Here is a 16106-nt window from a genome sequence, read left to right as displayed (position 1 = left end):
GCTTCTCTCTTAGGCTCAGCAGGCCACCCTCAAGGGGTGGCTGGGCCGGCGGTGATTTCCAGGATTTCGGTGTTGATGGCCAGAGTCATGTTGCGGCGCACAACGTTGTCCGCGGATCCAGGAGCGACCGTGTTATTCATCACCTTCACGCCGAAATAAAAGGTCGTGGGCAGAATCGCCGGAGTAGCGCCGGGATCACCATCGTTGAGGGTGACCTTGACGTTGTAGTTGCCCTTGGTGCGATCCTTGTGAGCGACGGCAACAGCCTTCTGGCCGGCATCGCCGTTGTCCAGGCCCACGGTCAGGGTCATGTTGCCGGCGTCGGCGGTGCCCTTGTACTTGCGCACACGACCATCGCTCAGAGCGGTGAAGTTCACAGAGCTGAAAGTGTCGCCAAACTCGCCCAGGTCTTCGATCTCGCCAACGTCAACATAGGTATCGGCCTTGTACTCGGCTTCGCTGTCCGCACTGGTTTTGCCACCGATTGCGAGGCGACAGCCGGCGGCTGTATTCAGATTGTCGGCCATAGGGGTTCCTCCAAAGGCACATTGGATAATCGCCGCGGTGCGGCAGGTTGGTAGTTCAGTGGGTAGTTATCACGCGAACCGTGATCGAACCCTGGTAGGTCAAGCCGTCAGCATCGCGCTGGGCGTCTACCTGGATGACTCTGACGGACACGGCGCGGCCTGCAGAGAGCGGCAATGGGCGTTCGTCCAGGGCTGCGACGACCTCACCATTGATCCTCTTGACCTCGGCCTGGCCTACAGCATCAGACCAAACTGAGAGATAGAGCAGGCGTTGCTCTCGCTTGCGGCCGCTGATCGGACTGGCATTAACCGAGACCTCTCGGTCGATTGAGACATAGGGCATCGGCGTGTTGATATCGGCACCGTCGTGGATAGGGCAACTGACTTCAGTCTGAAGTCGGGCGAACAGTGCAGCTTGTAACGCAACAGATGGATCAGTCATTTCCCGTCCCCTGACTTGCGCGGCGCAAGGTGCGATTGACCGCAGCCTTGATGTTTTCCAGCACAAACTCCCGGTTGACCTGCATTGCAGGGCGCAACCATGGATGAGCTGGGCGCGCTGGAATCTTCGGATACTTGCCGAAGAAATGAGTCCCATCGGATTTGTTGGACTCGCGGCGATTGCGGTCTCCCGCACGCTTACCGCCGCTGTAGCCCTTCGTTCCATACTCAATGAACCGCATGTAGAAGAAGCGCCGGTTATCGCGCTTGCCGCGGATACCGATCTGCGCGTCCAGGCCGCTCGGGGTGACATACACCTTCAATGCTGAAGCAGCTGCCCCGGTGTCTCGCGGAATCAGCTCCTGCATTGACGCCAGAATGCGATTTGCCGCCTTCTCCATCTCTGGCCGCAGCTCGTTATCCATGGTCCTGTGTACGTTGCGAAGCAGGCGGCGAAGCTTGATATCACCGCGCATCCTGGATCTACGTGCCATGACCTACTCCTTCGGCTGTTCTGGCTTCCCTGGCTTGACGACCCTCTCGGCAGATACCGCCTCAAGGATCTCCTCGGCGTAGCCGCGAGCAATCAAGCCCGCGCCATAGCCCTTGTCGACAACGAACTCCTCTCCCTTCCTGCGCTCGCCGGACGCGCCAGAAAGCACGCCCAATGCACGAATCTTCATGCTTCACCTCATGGAGTAGGGACGCTGGAACACAGCAGGCGCAGCATGTCCCGTTGGTTGTTGGGCAGCACTGCCTCGACCTTGTAGATGGTGCCGCCGCTCTTTTCCGTCAGCCGCCAGCCGGCGGCAACATCAGACCGAGGCCGGATGCGAATCTCTGCGGTGACGACTGCCTGCACTTGCTCGGCCACTGGCGAAGTGCGTCCGGTTGGGATCGTGATCTCGGCCCAGATCTCACCGACTGGAACCCACGCCTGGTCGTAGCCGCCCGTACTGTTCTGCACCCGATCGTATTTGCTGAGGCGGCAGCGGTGCCGCATGGGTCCGGCTCTCATCAGAATCGCTTCCTGTACCAGAGCAGCCTTTCGACTGCGAGCGGCATGGCCGTTGCGATGGTGCCCACGGCCACGGCCTCGCGGTTGGCGTACCAGTGCCCGACCAGCAGCAAGATCGCTTGCTCGACATCGCGGGTCAGGCCCATTTCGTCGGGCTCGACCGGGTCGACCTCGACCAGCTTGCGGTCACAGTGCTGCTCGACGTGGGCCTTGGCCGCCTCGATGTAACCATTGACCAGAGTGTCCTCTTCGTCACCATCGACGCGCAGGTGCAATTTGACGTTGGCAAGATCGAGCATCTACTTGCTCTCTTTCGACGCCGCTGGCTTCGATTCCTTGGGCTTGGTGACCTTGGGCTTTCCATCGTCGCTCAGCTCCTCGACGAGCCCCTTGCCCACCAGGGTGTGGCCGTATTCATCGTCGGCCTCTTCGAAGACATCCCCACGCTTGACCTTGGCTGACTCGGCACCCAACAACGCAGCAGTGCCAGTGAACCCCCACAGCGCTCTGATTTTCATATTGCCTCCAGAAGCAAAGAGCCGGCGTTATGCCGGCTCTGTCGTGATCGACCTCGCATGAGGACTATTTGGGGAAGTTGCCCTTGACCAGGGCTTCCTTGCGGCGGACGCCGAGGCCAAGGCGCTCTTCAGCCAGAAGCGCTACCTGGTTCTTGATGAACATGTCGTTGATCAAGCCCATCTTGAACAGGTAGGTCATGCGGTCATACAGAATGGCGGCACGAGCAAAGTTGGCGATCAGGAACTCGCCGCCGGCATCGGCATCACCTTCATCCATGCTGTCCGAGGTAATCACTGGACGGCCCCACAGGACCGGGGTCACCAGGCCTTGCAGGTTGGCGAACAGATAACGGTTTTCACCGTCTTTCTGCAGCTCGATGTTCATCCAATCGAGCTCACTCATTACGACGCCGTCGGCCGACAGCATCGACTGCTTGCGCACCTGGTAGATACCACGACGCACGATATCGATCGAGGTGTCGCCGGCCTTGGTCAGGGCACTGCTGTAGACAGTGGCCTGGGTCATCAGGCCATTCAGGTTCTCGCCAGTGCCGTCGCCCTTGAGGATCTGGTTTTCTTCTTCCAGCTTCAGGTCATAGCGCAACAGCTCCTGGATATAGCCCTGCATCTGCGGAATATCGTCCAGCGCTTCCTCTGTGACCGGCATCCATACCGCGATCTTCTTGACTCGGTCGGTAGCGGGCTCGAAGGTCACGTTGCTGGTTGGCTTACTGCCGCCCTCGGCGACTGGCGCGGCACCGCGGGTGTGCAGCAGCTCGCGGAAGTAGGTGTACTGCTGGCCGGTGACCGGGATCGCAGTGAGCAGATCGCGAATGCGCAGCTCCTGGCGGATACCCTGCTGGATGACCGGGTCGTAGATCGGCGCAACGATTCCGGCGCTAGTGACCTTTACTTCCTTCATGGCGGCCAGATCAGACTTGGTGACCTCGATTTCGGCGCGGTTAGCCGATTTCTGATTGAGCGCTTTGTACGCCTCATCACCCTTGATCATGTCGATGAAGGTTTTCCCCTCGCCTGGGCCGCCGCGCAACTTGACGCCCTTCTGCTCCAGGTCCTGCACCTGATCGATGACCTTTTGCAGTTCGCCCTTCTGATCTTCGATCTGTTTCTTCAGATCACCGGCAACCTGGTTACCTTTCTCGACCTCAGCCATGGCCGCGTCGTACTTCTGCTGCAGGCCGGTGAAACCGTTCTTCAGCTGCAGCTCCAGGGAATCCTTCAGCTCTTTAACTTCGCTCATGGCGATACTCCAAAATGGTGGGTGAACAGGGTGGAAAGTTCTTTCAGCTCATCCACGATCGCCGTGGCCTCGCTGCCGCCGTCACGACGGAGCGCGGTATAGCCGAGCGAAGCGACCGCAGCCGCTTCCTTCTGCGAGAGACCCATGCGTTCGCGCAGCGCCTTCTCGAAAAGTCTGATGTCCGACTTGACGCTGAGGACCCGGGCCTCGGGGTTCATGCCGAACGGTACGAAGGAGGCCTCCCATAGTTCGGCCTCCTTGATGAGGCGCACACGCCGACCGGCGCGCTCCTCGAAATCTGCCTTGATGGTGTTGAAGCCGATCGACATGCTGTCGAGGATGTCGGCCTTCATCAGCTCATAGGCATCACGGGCGTAGCTGACGTTGAGATTGACCTGGCCCTTGAGTAGCAAGCCGTGGTCGTCCTGGACGTAATCGGCGGCGCCGACCAGCCGGGTCAGGTCGTGGTAGAGCGCCAGCTTGAGCTTGCCGTTGCGCATCGCTTTCACGCGGGTAAAGGCGCCCGGCATAATCACGTCGTCGCCCAGGTCCACGTTGTTGAACACGGCGGCGTAGGCTTCGAAGTTGCCCGCGTCGTCAACCGACTTGAGTTCGATTGGAACCTCAAGAGTCGCCATTTTTCTGAACCTCCCACCGGGTCACCCGGTTGTATTCTTCGCCTTCCAAGAGAGGCAGATTTTCTTTGGCGCGGGCTTCGTTGATGGTCATCCAGCCAGAGCCACCTGAGCCGCCGAGAGCAGCCCCCAGATAGGTCGCACGGCCTGCGCTGTCGGCACGCAGCAGCCCCTCGACCACGAACTCCACGAAGCGTGAGGTGCTGCCGAACAGCTTGCTGTTCAGCTCGTCTTCGATGGTGTCGATGTAAGGCTTGAGGCCGAAGGTGATGAACCCGATAAGCTGCTGCTCCAGGTTCGACCCCATGATCGAGGTCTTGCCGGCTCGGTTGGCCAGCCACAGCGGCACGCCGTAGATGCCCGCCAGGGCCTCCTCCTGGAACTGCTGCGACTCGATGAACTGAGCGTCTTTCTGAGTGATGCCCGCAGCCTCAATCTTGGGGCCACCCTGCAGGATCGCCATCTTGCCGATGTCGTCCGCGTCGGCCTGGCGCACGTCTGGAAACTTCTCCATCACTTGGGCTTGTTGGGCTTTCGTGAGGAACTGCTCGTAAATGACGTATCCGCCAGTGAACCCGCCTTTTCGCATGAAGCGCGCCGACCACTGTTGGCCGGCCTTAGCCAAGCCCATGGTTTCTGCCTGGTGCTCAATCGGTGACAGCCCGACGATGCCATCCAGACTGAACAGCTTGAAATGCAGCATGTTCTCAGGCGACACCAGGTAGGGATCGCCTGAACTAGGCGTCACTACGTAGAGCAGGTCATCCTCGGTATCGATCTTGACCGTCCGCCAATCCAGCGGCACCAGACCTATTGGCTCGCCGTGGACGTTGCGCTCAATCAGGGCAAACGCATTGCCGCGCAGCGCCATATTCACGACGACGAACTTGAGGAAGTTCAGCCTGGTCATGTAAGGGTTTGGCTTGCGCAGCAGCTTGAGCATCCGGTCGCCACCAGTGACCAGCGCTCGGCCGCCCTCCTTGTCCTCATAAAGCTTGAGCGGCAAGCCGCTCAGTGACTCGGAAAGAATCTTGACGCAGGACCAGACCATGCTGATCGACAGAGCTGTCTTGGCGGTGACCCGCACACCGGCCTTGGTGCGCTTGCCGCCGACCTCAAGATCAACCTCGACATAGTCGCCCGTCGCCGGGTTGGTGTAGCCAAAAAAACCCCAGGTCATGGGGTTGTACCATTTGAATGCCATGGTCAGCCTATAAGTCCGAAGAAGCCGTGGTTGAGGTAATCGTCTAGGCCGCCCCGGGACTCAGGGTTGAGCGCCATCAGTGACACGGCGTTGAAGGTCGCCATGAGCGGGTCAATCTTTGCGGTGCCGGAGGCCTGCTTAGTAATCAGGAAGGCGTTCGCCGAGGGCACACCCTTGGCATTACCGCAGGACCAGGCCATAAGGGGTTGCCCGCAGTGGATGAGCGTCCCCTCAGCGAGCCGCCGCTCGGTTGTCTTGATCGCGCCAGTGAGCTTCCATCCCTGCGAGATACCGACTACCCGCTCTTCATCGATCTCGACATCAGCCAGCGCATCCAGCACCGCACCGATGCCGGCCGGATCAAGTCCGACCTTGTCGAGCAGACCTGCTTGGTTGATCCTGGCCACGATCGCGGCAAGTTGATCCACGTCGTCGCCGATCTTGTCGACTATCGTTACGTCTCCGGTCGCCTGCATATCCAGCAGGCGCGGCGCCTCGGACTTTCGGCGCTCCAACACCGATGGGTGAGCCCAGGCATGCGCCCAATGCAGCCAGGTTCGCGCCTCGCGAACTCGACCAATCACGGCGAGACCAAGCAAGTCATCTAGGCCGCCGCCGTCGACACCGACGACAATTACCTCGCACTGCTCAAGTAGATCATCCAGCGTCATGCCCTCTCGCGCTTGAGGCTCCCAGAAGGCAGCGCCTACCCAGCTGTCCGACATGAGCGCCAGACCGATTTCAATATTGAGGTGCTTGGCTAGAAAGCCGCGCATCTCTGCCTCGCCGTCAATCTCGGCCTGCATGTGCAGCCGTTCCAGCGTGGGCCGATCGACCGAGTAATTGATGTTAGGGTTAACCAGGTGGAAGTTCTCAGGCTTCCGGGCTTCGCCACTCTTGATCATCTCCTGGGGGAACTCGTAGATGATCGGCAGGAAACGATTGTCATCGATGCGACCATCTCGCACGCCGCGGGCATAGTTCAGCTTCGACCTGAACACCCCGGCCGGCGGCTCGTTCGATTGCGTGGTGAGCCAGATGATGAAACCTTCCGGCCTGGACAGCAGGCCACCAGTGGCCTCGCGAATCATGTCAGCCGCCTTGGGGTTCTTGCCGAACAGCCATGCCTCATCGATCAGCACGCCGACAGCCTTCTTGCCGCCAACCACGTCGCTATCCGCCGCTACCACCTTTAAGGTGGCCCCTGTCTCGCGATGAGTGATAAGTCGAAGATGCGGCTGGACATGCAGCAAGGCCTTCAACTCTTCATCGTTGTTGACCATGTCCTTAGCCGGGATGAACGAGTTGTCGGCAATCTCCTTGGTCGGGGCCAAGATGATGAACTCCGCCGAAAGCCGCCAGTTGCGAATCAGTGCGGTCAGCATGATGCCGGCGGCGATCGTCGATTTACTGTTCTTCTTCGGGATGCACAGCATCACTTCCCGGATCAGGCGCTCGCCGGTTTCGCTGTTGTAGCTGCCGAACACTGCGCCGGCGAAGGCCAGAACCCAAGGCGCGCAAGACGCTTCGATCGTTGGACTGCCAGGCGCATCGACAATCTTCAGACCTTTGAATACCTCCAGGCCGGCTAACGCCTCATCGGGGAATAGAGGCTCCGGAATGATCGACTCGCCGGCAGCCAGAAGCCGCCACCATTCCGGGCAGGCAGTTGTCCATTGCATGAATTACCCCTTGACCATGCTGAGTGACGGCTTTCCGGCCGGGGGCTTGCCCTGGGAGTATTTGCCCTTCCCTGCTTCCTTGGCTGCTTCGGCCTTCTGATCTTTTTTGCCCTGGTCGGCGACCTTGCCATGCGCGTACGGCATCAGCGTTTTGGCCGCCTCCAGGCGCATACGCATGTCTGCACCATCAGCGTTCATGAGCTCAGTGAGGAATACACGCGGATCATCGGTATGGCTGAGCTCGACCTCGGCAAGATCTACTTCCTGGGCGTCCTCGCCTTTAACTTTTCGAGCAGGTTTAACCTCAGAGCTGACGGCCTGTTTCTGCTTCAGGCGTCGACCAACTTCGGCCAGCACGTCCTGGTCCTTGGCCAGCTTGGAACCCGCTTGTGATGCGGTCTTCTCGGAATATCCGGCAGCTACAGCCGCCTCGCGATTTGTGGCCCCCGACAGCAAAGCGTCAACAAACCGCCGCTTCTTGTCGGTTAAAGCCATGGTTAACTTTTCCTGAAACGGGAAAAAATGTGTACGTGGGGTCGGAGGCGGTCTAGAAGCGATAGAGGCCCCATATTTTGATCGCCCCCCCTATAGAGCCTTCCTATTGCACCTTTTTGGTGCATTTTGTTGAGAATATTTATCATTTACACCAAGCAAGCCGAACTCCCTACCAAACTTGAGCCGTACCGGCCTCCTCAGCTTGCTTGACTGAGTCGTGGCACGGCTTGCACAGGGTCTGCCAGCTGGATCGATCCCAGAACAGAGCCATATCACCGCGGTGAGGCTCGATATGGTCAACCACACAGCCAGCCGTCACACGACCCAGGCGCTCGCAATAAGCGCAGAGCGGGTGATCGTTGAGCCAGGCTTCTCGTGCCTTCTGCCACTTGTAGCCATAGCCTCGCTGAGCTGATGTCGTCTTCGTGGCGCGCCACGAGTTCGTGTTGATGGCCGGAATTCGATCAGTCTGAGTCTGAACTCTGCTTCCCAGCGTCTTTAGCCTTCCCATCAGGTAGCGCTCCAGCATTCGATTTCGGCGAGATCAACGAGGCCGCACGTTCGGCTGCGATCTTCAGCCACTTGGCCGCCCTGGCACGCCGAGCGGCGCATCCACTGCAAGCCATCAGCCCTCAACCCGCTTGGCTGCTGCGCGATCGTAGTAGCCGCGCACCTTCTCGACGCCGAGGAAGCCAACAGCGCCGCCGGCGAACGTGGCCATACTCTGAGGCAAGCCCAGCCACTCAAGGAGCGGCACCAACGAGAGAGTGACCAAGCCGCAAAGCGCGCCCTCCAGGTACATCTGGCGTCGTGTGCCGCCGCCGTACATCACCCGCAGGACAGCGATACCGACCGATAGGCCAGCGGCGTAGAGCTGCGGCTGATGCATGACCAGCCAGGCAATCATTGCGGCCCACAGACCAGGATCCTTTTCAGGCATGTTCGGCATCTCGATTCCTCCCTTTCTGGGAGCGCGAATGAAAAAGCCCCGGCAATTGCCGAGGCTCAAATGGGTGCAGAGGACCGGTGCATACCCGGCTTAGTGGTCTGGCTCGCTGGGTCACGTACCCCAGACTCTCATCGCGTAGTCGATCAGGGAGCGCACGGCTTTGATCCACGCCACTACCGACTTAGCCCAGCTGCCTGGGCGCGTCATCTGCATAAACGAAAAAGCCCAGCGCAATGGCCGGGCTTCATGTGTGGTGTCGCGCTGTAACAGCTGAACACCGTGCTATAAAAACAGAGCTATTCCATATGGACAACCCTTTTTTAAGCTGCCTCTCGAATGGACTCAAGAACGCAGTCAATCCAGGCCACGCCGGCCTTGATCAGCTCACGCGCTTTCATCTCGCTCACCTGGTAATGACGGCCAACCCGAATTGCTGGCCACTTGGCCCCGTAATAGAGCCAGATCATGTCGCCCATCTGCTGATCCCGCTTGCAGAGCCGGGCCAGGGCTGCGTCTACAGCGCCTGCCAGTTCGTCGGTGATGGTGTAGGACTTGGAAGCTACAGGCATTGCGTCTCGCATCACTGCCAGCATTGGTGAGGCGTAACTGGGGATGCCCATTCCATCCATGCGCCACCAGCCCCATTGCTCCAGCATGTGTTCTGTATCGCCCAGAGGACGGTGCAACGGCTTGCGAATCATCATGACTTAATCCCCTGTGTAGTTGGTGCCGCCGGCGCCGCGGCGGTTGTTCTCGTTGTATTGCGCTTCAACCCCTGCTGGGCTGGAGCTGTTGAACTGTGCGATTTGATGCTCGGCGGCCTGGAGCCGGATGCTCAACTGCGTCACCAGCACCTCCAGCGGCAGTACCTCACCGGTATCAGCAGTGACCCAGCCCGAGGCGTTGCACTGCACGCAGGCCAGCTCATGGAAGACGCCCTGGATCACCGCTCGACCACGGCATGCCGGGCACTTGGCCAGGTCCAGCAGCGCGGCACGGAATGCAGGGCCGTGTGACTTCTTCATTTGGACTCCGGTGCTTTGTAGGCCAAAACAACCTGGGCCGAACGGCACTGATTCACTTCGCCGTAAGCGTTCCAATAATCGGGGACAAGGACCGCACCAACCACGAATTCGTCGTCGCCGATCATCACAATATCGCCCAGCGAAGGCTCCACTTCTAGCCGCTCGGAGAACTGGTAACCACCAGGAGCGAGGTAGTTCGCGATCACAAATGCCATTTCGAATCCTCGCTTATGGTTGATTCCGAAATGTCGCTGTAGCCCGCACGCTCTGCGGCTCGCAGCAGAATCCCTGAATCAACGGATCTATCGCCGGTCAATCCGTGAATCGCCGCCAAACCCTTCTGATCAAGGTGCGCATGCCACTTCTCCAAGGCGTCGCGCTTGCGGGCCATGATGTCGGACTGGATGTACACCTTCACGTTGTGGCCCATGGCGTGATTGATCAGCAGCTCACCCACCAGGTGATCGACGCCCAGGTCAGCCCAACCGGTGCGGGCCAGCTTGCGCAGGTCGTGACTGGTCCACTCGCCCTGGCTGATGGCCGCGAACACCTCCCACGCCTTCACCTCGCTCATGGGTTTACCCTGCCTACCCGGAAACAGGAACTGCCCTTCGTAGCCTTCGTTGCGCTGGATCTCGCGATACGCCATCAGCAGGAAGCGCACTTGGTCCGTCAGCGGCAGTCGGTGTTCGACGCCAGTCTTGGTGTGCTCGGCAGGGATGAACCACTCACGCTCAGCCAGGCTGATATGGCTCCAGCGGGCCTGCCGGGTTTCACCCAGCCGAGTGCCGTGGCACAGCATCATCAGGGCTAGCACGCCCCTCTGGGGGTTGTTGGCGAGCGTGCGCAGCAGATGCGCGAGAAGTTCCTCCAGGTGCACGCTGCGCAAACGAGACGGCTTGACTGTGACTCTGGCCTTGGAGAAGTCCCCAAAGCGGATACCGGCCATGGGGTTGGAGCTAATCAGCCCAAGCTTGAAGGCCTGGCGGAATGACAGGGCCAGCAGTTGAAACACCAGCCGCACGTAGTCGATAGACAGTGACTCTTGCAGTGGCCACATCAGCTCACGGTCGAGAAGCGCCTTATCGATCTCGGCCAGTGCCGTACCGCCCAAGCGCGGAATCAGGTGCAACTTGATTGCAGAGGCCGCAGTGCTCTTGCGCTTGGCCGACAGATTGCGGTCACGGGCCATGCGCTCAGCGAACCAGGCCAGTAGCTCACCGGTCAGCACCCAGCTCGATAGGCTGGAGCTCTCCCCCGCTTCCAGGCGCAGGCGGATATCCGGTAGCGCAGCCGCCACCTTGGCAGCACTCAGCTCTGGATAGGAACCGATCAGGTGCCATTTGCCCTTGGTGACCAGATACCAGGAACCGCGCTCGCGGGACTTGTGGAATCTGAAGTACAGACCCTGGTTGCCCAGGGCGCGCAAGTCGCGGGTCCGCCCCTCCGCCTGGCGGCGGATCTCGGCATCGCTGATCTTTACAGCGGCAGTGTTTGTCATGCGATCAGGACTCCTTCGCTGAGTAATGTGGCCTGAGTGCGCATTACGCCCTCGGCGTGGTACTGGCGGGCAGTGGCGCGGTCGATATAGCGGCTACGGCCATCACAGGCGTCATGGCAGGCGCTGCAGCACCAGGCGCCCTGCATGTCGTGCGGCTTCTTGCCGATGCCGCAGGTGCCGGCCAGGCGGTAATGCGCAAGGACGGTGGTTTCAGGGTCTCCGTTGCAGACGCCTGGAATTCGCACCTGGCACTCCCGGCCTCGGGCGGCCTTGGTCAGCTTGGTTTGGCGCATGGACTTTCTTCTCCATGAAGGTCAACAACGCGATAGGCGGTAGGCCACATGCGCTTGCCGTGGGCGACGGCGAGCTCTTCATCGCGATAGAGCGCTATCGGTTGTTGAGGGCTCTCGCACAAGCCGAACAGGTCGGATCGGCAATAGAGCGCATAGCGGTATTCGGGCAGCTGTGGCTGCAGGTGCATCGGGTCTGTCATGCGCTTCTCCTTGCGGCACGAATAGCCGCAAGTGCTTCGTTGCCAACTTGAGGGGTTCGACGAGCTTCTGCCTTTGCTGGAAGCGCCAAAGGCATCTTCTGCAGCGGCTCGCCGGCCATCAGGCGGCGTACGGCAATGGTGTAATTGCGCTCGAACAGCTTTGAGCTTGCATCCGCTGGGAGCTTGTTGAGGTTCTCGAACCCGCACTCCTTCGCTGCATGCCAAACCGCGTCATGGCTCCACTTGCCGCGACCAGCCATGGCGGGATGAGCATTGCGGGTGGCCTCGCGAAATGCGGGGGCCAGGGCGGGCAGGCCGAGCATCTCCGGAGAGGGCTGGCACCACTCGATGAACTTGCCCGGGGCTGGGATGAACTCGCGGCCCGACTGACGACAACGCATGAGGCCGAACTGCAACTGCTCTACAGAGCAGATCCCTGCATCCATGAACGCGGCCAGCCACTGCTGTTTTGCGGCCTTATACGCCGGCATATCTGGCCAGGCTTGCTTCCATGCCCCGCAGATCGCACGCAGATCCCGAAACAAGCGGTTGATCACTGCGGCCGTCTGCCGATCCAACTCCGCCTTAACTTCTGGCGGCAGTGGCGCAGAGGACGCGACCTGCTGGCCTGACTGGACCTTGCCCCACAGACCCGGAAGGATCGTTGAGACTTGATTCATAGCCCGACCTCCTGAGACGCCCAGGAAGTGTCGTCGTCGTCGAATGCGGAGCCGCCGGAGCCGCTCCGAAGCGGAACAACCTTCGCAGCCCTGGCAAGGTCGCGCTTGACCCAGCCAACCAGGTCGGCAATCCACTGGAGCTCTGTCCTGGCCAGCCCCTTGGCATCGTGATGGACGACGAACCCGGCGATAGCTTCGGTAGAAAACTCTGCGATAGGGACGCCTGAGCGCTTAGCGTAGGCTTCGAGCTGCGCCGAATCAGGAACCCACTCAAGAAACATCGCGAACGGCTCGCGCGGAGAGTGTGTATTACTTCCCTTCCCTTCCCTTCCGGGGGGGAGGGATCGGCCATCGCTAGGCGAGCCATCGCCATCAACTCGACGAACACTCGACGAGGCGTCGACAAATTCAGGGTGCTTTACAGTGGGTCGGTCAATCTTCTGGTGATGCCATCCATTGATGTGTAGGTACTGTTTCGACGAGGCCTCGTAGAGGGTTACCAGTTGATTCGACACCAGCTCATCGATCAGCGCCTCAACAGCAAGAGCAGTGATATCGTCACCCGGGAAAACAAGGGCCTTGATTGTCTTCGGCGACATCGGGTGGTTGCCTGCGTCGTCGCAGAAATTCCAGAGACCGATGAAAAGGAGTCGAGCCATCGCCGAGCACTCCATGACTTGCTCGCTGGTCCAGAACTCAGGCTTGATAGTGCGGATTCTGGCCATTACGGGCGCCCTCCAATGCTCAAGGTCTGACACGACAGTTTTCGACTATTACTGAGATCTGACGGAATTGGCTGAGTGTTGCGTGCATCGATTGAAGAATGCATAATCGACCTCGTTTTATGTTTCAGAAGACCGCCCTGGCCGGCGGTTTTTTTATGTCCGCGTTTTCACCGGCTTGGAGGCCAGATGAAGGCTGCACGGAATCTGTTTGCGAAGCTGAAGGCGAAGCACTGGGACAAAAAGCTGTACACGTACGACGACGAAAGCTTCTCGATGATGGGCTTCGACTCGCCGCCCCTGCGTCGCATGTGGGAGGAGCACAGAGAAACCATCAAGAAGGTCTCCGTCTGGCTGCTAGCGCTGATCGCAGGTGGCGTCATCAGCAAACTGCTTGGACTTGCGTAGCGATCCCTCTTCTATCGCCTTGACGGCCGACGCAAGGAACATCAAACGGTCCTCATCAGAAAGGTGCCCTTCGAAGCTGACGTGCGTCAGCGGGAAGGTTGCGGATTCCTCACGCTTCGATCCGCCAGCGATATAGCCGGACACAAAGCAGAAGGCGGAAAAGCCAAAGGCTCCGCAAGCGACCAACAAGCTGTCTGCAACCATCTCTATTTCCATCTCTTCGCCCTCCTACTGGTTAAATTCACAGCTGGATCAGTTCACTACTGGTGCGCAGATGTGCCGCGCATAATTCACTTCGTCAGGCTGCTGACTGTTTTTCCTGATGGCACAGCTCCCTGGCCGTCACTACGCCGCTGGTCAGCTCCTCCGCTAGAAACGCCCGCTTTGCGCTCATGGTGGTGGCGCCGGTGAACCAGTACGAAACCGCGGCCTGACTAACGCCGAGCGCTTCCGCGGTCTTCGCTTGCCCGCCAAAGAAATCGACGAGCTTTTCAATGGGGGTCATGGATTTACTCCTGATAAGCGTGCTTATACTTTATGAATAAGGAGCCTTATTTGCAAGCCTATAAGTTGCCTTATAGATTCCCAGGGATGGATACCCTCGCAGAACGAATCAAGGCGGCGCGCAAGCACGCACAGCTGACGCAACGCTCTCTGGCCGAAAAGGTCGGTGTAGAGCAGCCCGTCATTTCCCAGCTCGAAACAGGCAAGAACCTTCGGAGCGTCCACCTCACACAGATTGCTCAGGCATGCCAGGTCAGCCCTCTGTGGCTTGCCGAAGGCATCGGCCAGATGGATCAGGCTGCGGCGCAGCCAGCGAACCAACAAATGGCGCACGAGCTGGAGCTACTTGGAGATCTCTCGACCTGGGACGATGGCGACCCACTAGATGACGATGACTGTGAAGTCCCCTATTTCGCCGAGGTGGAGTTTTCTGGTGGCAATGGAATGACGGAAGTTGTTGAGGTTGCTGGTCGGAAGCTGCGATTCAGCTGCGCAACGCTTCGAGCAGCTGGCGTGGATAAGAAGAGCGCCGCCGTAGCGCGGGTGAAGGGCCGAAGCATGGAACGCTTGATCTTGGATGGCGCGGCTATCGGCTTTGATATGAGCGACACGTCGATAATTGACGGCGAGATCTACGCCTTCAACCATGGCGGCATGCTTCGAACCAAGTATCTGTACCGGTTGCCCCAGGGCGCCGTTCGCATCAGTAGCGAGAACAACGACGAGTATCCCGACGAGGTGATGAACGCGGAGCAATGGCAAGAAGAGGTCCACATGCTCGGGCGAGTCTTCTGGTGGTCTACCGTGCGCCGTTCGCCCCGCCGTAAGTAACCCCTCCCTCTTACATCAAGAGCCCGCCCTGAGCGGGCTTTTTTATGCCCGCCATAAAAATTATAAGCAGACTTATTGACACGTAAGATAAGCATGCTTATATTTTGCTCATGCCGGATCAACGCCGGCATCAGCAAAGGCAGCGATGAATCGGCCTCAACGGTTCAGAGGGTTGGCAACTGACCCGGGTGTGCAGCGTAAAGCACCAGAAGCAGTTTTCCGGCGGACAGGGGTCGTGGTCGGAATCAACAACCAGAAGATAGCCGGAGGCCGACGCCAGTAGCGGGCCCCGACTGGAAAGCATCACTGAGCAGCCTTCTCGCGAGGGCTGCTTGGGATGACAACCGGAGAATTCACCATGACCAAATCAATCAGGCAGATGATCGCGGCCGGCGAGGTTCGCCGCGCTGATGCAATCAAGGTGCGGCTTGAAGATCTTCACGAAGAGCCCGGATTCAACCTTCGCACCGAGGGCGAGGCGCTGGAGGCCAGCATTTCAGCCTTGGCCGAGTTCATCGCAGATGGCGGCGTCATCCCACCGCTTGAGATCAGGCCCCGCGCTGATGGCGGTGTGTGGGTTGTTGATGGTCATCGGCGCCGTCGTGCGCTGCTCAAGCTTGACCAGAGCGGTCGCCTCCCACGACTTCCCAGCAAGGACGATCCGAAGGTTCTCGAATACTGGGTTGATGTTCGGATGTTCGAAGGCAGCGATGCCGATCGAGTTGCACGGATCATCTCAAGTCAGGAGAACGAGAAGCTCTCCCCTCTTGAGCTCGCCGAGGGCTACAAGCGCCTTCGGGCTTTCGGGTGGTCGCCTGAGCAGATCGCGAAGAAAGTCGGCAAGACCAGGCAGCACGTAGAGCAAGTGCTCACGGTCGGCAATGCGAACACCGATGTACAGAACCTGGTTGCCGCTGGGCACGTATCAGCCACCACGGCGGCTCAGGTCGTTCGAGATCACGGCGACAGTGCCGGCCAGGTGCTCGGCGCCGAACTTGAGAAAGCCAAGGCCAGCGGCAAGAAGCGCGTCACCGCCGGAACCATGAAAGGCCCTTCAATCCCTAAGCCGCGCCTTGAGGCTGTTCATGAAGCCTCGTGCAAGTTGATTGCATCGCTCGACGCCATCGACGAAGACAGTCGCAGCCTCACAATTCCAACAGCGCTTGTCCTTGAGCTGCGCAAAGCCCTGGACGGCGCTCAACCGAGATAGAT

General features: G+C 59.4%; 27 protein-coding genes. 3 read left to right on the top strand and 24 right to left on the bottom strand.

The features are described 5' to 3' along the window. Window positions 1–29: 29 nt before the first annotated feature. From ABCR88_RS11290 to ABCR88_RS11185, 22 genes are all read right to left on the bottom strand, one after another. A complete protein-coding gene (locus ABCR88_RS11290) occupies window positions 30–527 on the bottom strand; it encodes a phage tail protein (RefSeq protein WP_232644224.1) in 498 nt (165 codons plus the stop codon). A gap of 55 nt (window positions 528–582) precedes the next feature. Continuing rightward, window positions 583–969, bottom strand: coding sequence for a DUF3168 domain-containing protein (locus ABCR88_RS11285; RefSeq protein ID WP_232644223.1), 387 nt, complete (start codon window positions 967–969; stop codon window positions 583–585). Continuing rightward, a complete protein-coding gene (locus tag ABCR88_RS11280) occupies window positions 962–1462 on the bottom strand; it encodes an HK97-gp10 family putative phage morphogenesis protein (protein WP_232644222.1) in 501 nt (166 codons plus the stop codon). Before ABCR88_RS11280 ends, ABCR88_RS11285 begins: the two co-directional genes overlap by 8 nt. A 3-nt stretch (window positions 1463–1465) precedes the next feature. Further along, entirely contained in the window at window positions 1466–1651 is a 186-nt protein-coding gene (locus tag ABCR88_RS11275; protein WP_232644221.1) for a hypothetical protein, read from the bottom strand. Between the two features lie 8 nt (window positions 1652–1659). Further along, complete coding sequence (locus ABCR88_RS11270) at window positions 1660–1986, bottom strand: phage head closure protein (RefSeq protein WP_350404559.1); 327 nt, start codon at window positions 1984–1986, stop codon at window positions 1660–1662. Then, window positions 1986–2285, bottom strand: coding sequence for a head-tail connector protein (locus tag ABCR88_RS11265; RefSeq protein WP_232644219.1), 300 nt, complete (start codon window positions 2283–2285; stop codon window positions 1986–1988). Before ABCR88_RS11265 ends, ABCR88_RS11270 begins: the two co-directional genes overlap by 1 nt. After that, window positions 2286–2504: a hypothetical protein gene (locus tag ABCR88_RS11260; protein WP_232644218.1), complete on the bottom strand. Its 219-nt coding sequence runs from the start codon at window positions 2502–2504 to the stop codon at window positions 2286–2288. Between the two features lie 64 nt (window positions 2505–2568). After that, window positions 2569–3765, bottom strand: coding sequence for a phage major capsid protein (locus ABCR88_RS11255; protein WP_232644217.1), 1197 nt, complete (start codon window positions 3763–3765; stop codon window positions 2569–2571). Next, window positions 3762–4403, bottom strand: coding sequence for an HK97 family phage prohead protease (locus tag ABCR88_RS11250; protein ID WP_232644216.1), 642 nt, complete (start codon window positions 4401–4403; stop codon window positions 3762–3764). Before ABCR88_RS11250 ends, ABCR88_RS11255 begins: the two co-directional genes overlap by 4 nt. Then, window positions 4390–5604, bottom strand: coding sequence for a phage portal protein (locus ABCR88_RS11245; RefSeq protein WP_232644215.1), 1215 nt, complete (start codon window positions 5602–5604; stop codon window positions 4390–4392). Before ABCR88_RS11245 ends, ABCR88_RS11250 begins: the two co-directional genes overlap by 14 nt. 2 nt (window positions 5605–5606) lie before the next feature. Beyond that, entirely contained in the window at window positions 5607–7286 is a 1680-nt protein-coding gene (locus ABCR88_RS11240) for a terminase large subunit (protein WP_232644214.1), read from the bottom strand. 3 nt (window positions 7287–7289) lie between these two features. Then, window positions 7290–7781, bottom strand: coding sequence for a terminase small subunit (locus ABCR88_RS11235; RefSeq protein ID WP_232644213.1), 492 nt, complete (start codon window positions 7779–7781; stop codon window positions 7290–7292). A 169-nt stretch (window positions 7782–7950) separates the two neighbouring features. Further along, complete coding sequence (locus ABCR88_RS11230; protein WP_350404895.1) at window positions 7951–8292, bottom strand: HNH endonuclease signature motif containing protein; 342 nt, start codon at window positions 8290–8292, stop codon at window positions 7951–7953. Window positions 8293–8406: 114 nt separating this feature from the next. Continuing rightward, entirely contained in the window at window positions 8407–8730 is a 324-nt protein-coding gene (locus ABCR88_RS11225) for a phage holin, lambda family (protein ID WP_350404557.1), read from the bottom strand. Between the two features lie 320 nt (window positions 8731–9050). After that, the gene (locus ABCR88_RS11220) at window positions 9051–9434 is read right to left on the bottom strand and encodes an antiterminator Q family protein (RefSeq protein WP_212805517.1); all 384 of its coding nucleotides are present in this window, start codon (window positions 9432–9434) and stop codon (window positions 9051–9053) included. A 3-nt stretch (window positions 9435–9437) separates the two neighbouring features. Then, window positions 9438–9755 carry a hypothetical protein gene (locus ABCR88_RS11215; RefSeq protein WP_350404555.1) on the bottom strand — a complete coding sequence of 106 codons (318 nt, stop codon included), beginning with the start codon at window positions 9753–9755 and terminating at the stop codon, window positions 9438–9440. Next, window positions 9752–9970, bottom strand: coding sequence for a hypothetical protein (locus ABCR88_RS11210; protein WP_350404554.1), 219 nt, complete (start codon window positions 9968–9970; stop codon window positions 9752–9754). The genes ABCR88_RS11215 and ABCR88_RS11210 overlap by 4 nt, the downstream gene beginning before the upstream one ends. Then, window positions 9958–11256 carry a site-specific integrase gene (locus ABCR88_RS11205; protein ID WP_350404553.1) on the bottom strand — a complete coding sequence of 433 codons (1299 nt, stop codon included), beginning with the start codon at window positions 11254–11256 and terminating at the stop codon, window positions 9958–9960. Before ABCR88_RS11205 ends, ABCR88_RS11210 begins: the two co-directional genes overlap by 13 nt. Then, on the bottom strand, window positions 11253–11549 hold the full coding sequence (locus tag ABCR88_RS11200; RefSeq protein WP_232644206.1) for a DUF1364 domain-containing protein: 297 nt from the start codon (window positions 11547–11549) through the stop codon (window positions 11253–11255). The genes ABCR88_RS11205 and ABCR88_RS11200 overlap by 4 nt, the downstream gene beginning before the upstream one ends. Then, entirely contained in the window at window positions 11531–11749 is a 219-nt protein-coding gene (locus ABCR88_RS11195) for a hypothetical protein (protein ID WP_232644205.1), read from the bottom strand. The genes ABCR88_RS11200 and ABCR88_RS11195 overlap by 19 nt, the downstream gene beginning before the upstream one ends. Beyond that, the gene (locus ABCR88_RS11190) at window positions 11746–12429 is read right to left on the bottom strand and encodes a replication protein P (RefSeq protein ID WP_232644204.1); all 684 of its coding nucleotides are present in this window, start codon (window positions 12427–12429) and stop codon (window positions 11746–11748) included. The genes ABCR88_RS11195 and ABCR88_RS11190 overlap by 4 nt, the downstream gene beginning before the upstream one ends. Then, window positions 12426–13154, bottom strand: a complete 729-nt coding sequence (locus tag ABCR88_RS11185; RefSeq protein WP_232644203.1) for a DnaT-like ssDNA-binding domain-containing protein — start codon at window positions 13152–13154, stop codon at window positions 12426–12428. Before ABCR88_RS11185 ends, ABCR88_RS11190 begins: the two co-directional genes overlap by 4 nt. Window positions 13155–13229: 75 nt before the next feature. Between ABCR88_RS11185 and ABCR88_RS11180 the strand changes: the two genes are divergently transcribed. Continuing rightward, complete coding sequence (locus ABCR88_RS11180) at window positions 13230–13559, top strand: hypothetical protein (RefSeq protein WP_232644202.1); 330 nt, start codon at window positions 13230–13232, stop codon at window positions 13557–13559. Here ABCR88_RS11180 and ABCR88_RS11175 read toward each other — a convergent pair. After that, on the bottom strand, window positions 13509–13775 hold the full coding sequence (locus ABCR88_RS11175; protein ID WP_232644201.1) for a hypothetical protein: 267 nt from the start codon (window positions 13773–13775) through the stop codon (window positions 13509–13511). The two genes, ABCR88_RS11180 and ABCR88_RS11175, sit on opposite strands and share 51 nt — an antisense overlap. 82 nt (window positions 13776–13857) lie before the next feature. Then, window positions 13858–14064, bottom strand: a complete 207-nt coding sequence (locus tag ABCR88_RS11170; protein ID WP_232644200.1) for a Cro/CI family transcriptional regulator — start codon at window positions 14062–14064, stop codon at window positions 13858–13860. A gap of 86 nt (window positions 14065–14150) precedes the next feature. Here ABCR88_RS11170 and ABCR88_RS11165 point away from each other — a divergent pair, with 86 nt between their 5' ends. Together ABCR88_RS11165 and ABCR88_RS11160 are read left to right on the top strand one after the other, a co-directional pair. Next, on the top strand, window positions 14151–14894 hold the full coding sequence (locus ABCR88_RS11165; protein ID WP_232644199.1) for a helix-turn-helix transcriptional regulator: 744 nt from the start codon (window positions 14151–14153) through the stop codon (window positions 14892–14894). Between the two features lie 358 nt (window positions 14895–15252). Next, window positions 15253–16104 carry a ParB N-terminal domain-containing protein gene (locus tag ABCR88_RS11160; protein WP_350404552.1) on the top strand — a complete coding sequence of 284 codons (852 nt, stop codon included), beginning with the start codon at window positions 15253–15255 and terminating at the stop codon, window positions 16102–16104. Window positions 16105–16106 lie beyond the last annotated feature (2 nt).

The organism is Pseudomonas sp. W17, assembly GCF_040268305.1.
Taxonomy (GTDB): domain Bacteria; phylum Pseudomonadota; class Gammaproteobacteria; order Pseudomonadales; family Pseudomonadaceae; genus Aquipseudomonas; species Aquipseudomonas protegens.
Note: the sequence above shows the minus strand (reverse complement) of the source record. Positions and strands in the feature narration are given on the sequence as shown.

What these genes read in the sequence shown, in the direction of transcription:
- ABCR88_RS11290 (WP_232644224.1), bottom strand. Translation starts at nt 527, where the DNA reads ATGGCCGACAATCTGAATACAGCCGCCGGCTGTCGCCTCGCAATCGGT.
- ABCR88_RS11285 (WP_232644223.1), bottom strand. Translation starts at nt 969, where the DNA reads ATGACTGATCCATCTGTTGCGTTACAAGCTGCACTGTTCGCCCGACTT.
- ABCR88_RS11280 (WP_232644222.1), bottom strand. Translation starts at nt 1,462, where the DNA reads ATGGCACGTAGATCCAGGATGCGCGGTGATATCAAGCTTCGCCGCCTG.
- ABCR88_RS11275 (WP_232644221.1), bottom strand. Translation starts at nt 1,651, where the DNA reads ATGAAGATTCGTGCATTGGGCGTGCTTTCTGGCGCGTCCGGCGAGCGC.
- ABCR88_RS11270 (WP_350404559.1), bottom strand. Translation starts at nt 1,986, where the DNA reads ATGAGAGCCGGACCCATGCGGCACCGCTGCCGCCTCAGCAAATACGAT.
- ABCR88_RS11265 (WP_232644219.1), bottom strand. Translation starts at nt 2,285, where the DNA reads ATGCTCGATCTTGCCAACGTCAAATTGCACCTGCGCGTCGATGGTGAC.
- ABCR88_RS11260 (WP_232644218.1), bottom strand. Translation starts at nt 2,504, where the DNA reads ATGAAAATCAGAGCGCTGTGGGGGTTCACTGGCACTGCTGCGTTGTTG.
- ABCR88_RS11255 (WP_232644217.1), bottom strand. Translation starts at nt 3,765, where the DNA reads ATGAGCGAAGTTAAAGAGCTGAAGGATTCCCTGGAGCTGCAGCTGAAG.
- ABCR88_RS11250 (WP_232644216.1), bottom strand. Translation starts at nt 4,403, where the DNA reads ATGGCGACTCTTGAGGTTCCAATCGAACTCAAGTCGGTTGACGACGCG.
- ABCR88_RS11245 (WP_232644215.1), bottom strand. Translation starts at nt 5,604, where the DNA reads ATGGCATTCAAATGGTACAACCCCATGACCTGGGGTTTTTTTGGCTAC.
- ABCR88_RS11240 (WP_232644214.1), bottom strand. Translation starts at nt 7,286, where the DNA reads ATGCAATGGACAACTGCCTGCCCGGAATGGTGGCGGCTTCTGGCTGCC.
- ABCR88_RS11235 (WP_232644213.1), bottom strand. Translation starts at nt 7,781, where the DNA reads ATGGCTTTAACCGACAAGAAGCGGCGGTTTGTTGACGCTTTGCTGTCG.
- ABCR88_RS11230 (WP_350404895.1), bottom strand. Translation starts at nt 8,292, where the DNA reads ATGGGAAGGCTAAAGACGCTGGGAAGCAGAGTTCAGACTCAGACTGAT.
- ABCR88_RS11225 (WP_350404557.1), bottom strand. Translation starts at nt 8,730, where the DNA reads ATGCCGAACATGCCTGAAAAGGATCCTGGTCTGTGGGCCGCAATGATT.
- ABCR88_RS11220 (WP_212805517.1), bottom strand. Translation starts at nt 9,434, where the DNA reads ATGATGATTCGCAAGCCGTTGCACCGTCCTCTGGGCGATACAGAACAC.
- ABCR88_RS11215 (WP_350404555.1), bottom strand. Translation starts at nt 9,755, where the DNA reads ATGAAGAAGTCACACGGCCCTGCATTCCGTGCCGCGCTGCTGGACCTG.
- ABCR88_RS11210 (WP_350404554.1), bottom strand. Translation starts at nt 9,970, where the DNA reads ATGGCATTTGTGATCGCGAACTACCTCGCTCCTGGTGGTTACCAGTTC.
- ABCR88_RS11205 (WP_350404553.1), bottom strand. Translation starts at nt 11,256, where the DNA reads ATGACAAACACTGCCGCTGTAAAGATCAGCGATGCCGAGATCCGCCGC.
- ABCR88_RS11200 (WP_232644206.1), bottom strand. Translation starts at nt 11,549, where the DNA reads ATGCGCCAAACCAAGCTGACCAAGGCCGCCCGAGGCCGGGAGTGCCAG.
- ABCR88_RS11195 (WP_232644205.1), bottom strand. Translation starts at nt 11,749, where the DNA reads ATGACAGACCCGATGCACCTGCAGCCACAGCTGCCCGAATACCGCTAT.
- ABCR88_RS11190 (WP_232644204.1), bottom strand. Translation starts at nt 12,429, where the DNA reads ATGAATCAAGTCTCAACGATCCTTCCGGGTCTGTGGGGCAAGGTCCAG.
- ABCR88_RS11185 (WP_232644203.1), bottom strand. Translation starts at nt 13,154, where the DNA reads ATGGCCAGAATCCGCACTATCAAGCCTGAGTTCTGGACCAGCGAGCAA.
- ABCR88_RS11175 (WP_232644201.1), bottom strand. Translation starts at nt 13,775, where the DNA reads ATGGAAATAGAGATGGTTGCAGACAGCTTGTTGGTCGCTTGCGGAGCC.
- ABCR88_RS11170 (WP_232644200.1), bottom strand. Translation starts at nt 14,064, where the DNA reads ATGACCCCCATTGAAAAGCTCGTCGATTTCTTTGGCGGGCAAGCGAAG.
- ABCR88_RS11165 (WP_232644199.1), top strand. Translation starts at nt 14,151, where the DNA reads ATGGATACCCTCGCAGAACGAATCAAGGCGGCGCGCAAGCACGCACAG.
- ABCR88_RS11160 (WP_350404552.1), top strand. Translation starts at nt 15,253, where the DNA reads ATGACCAAATCAATCAGGCAGATGATCGCGGCCGGCGAGGTTCGCCGC.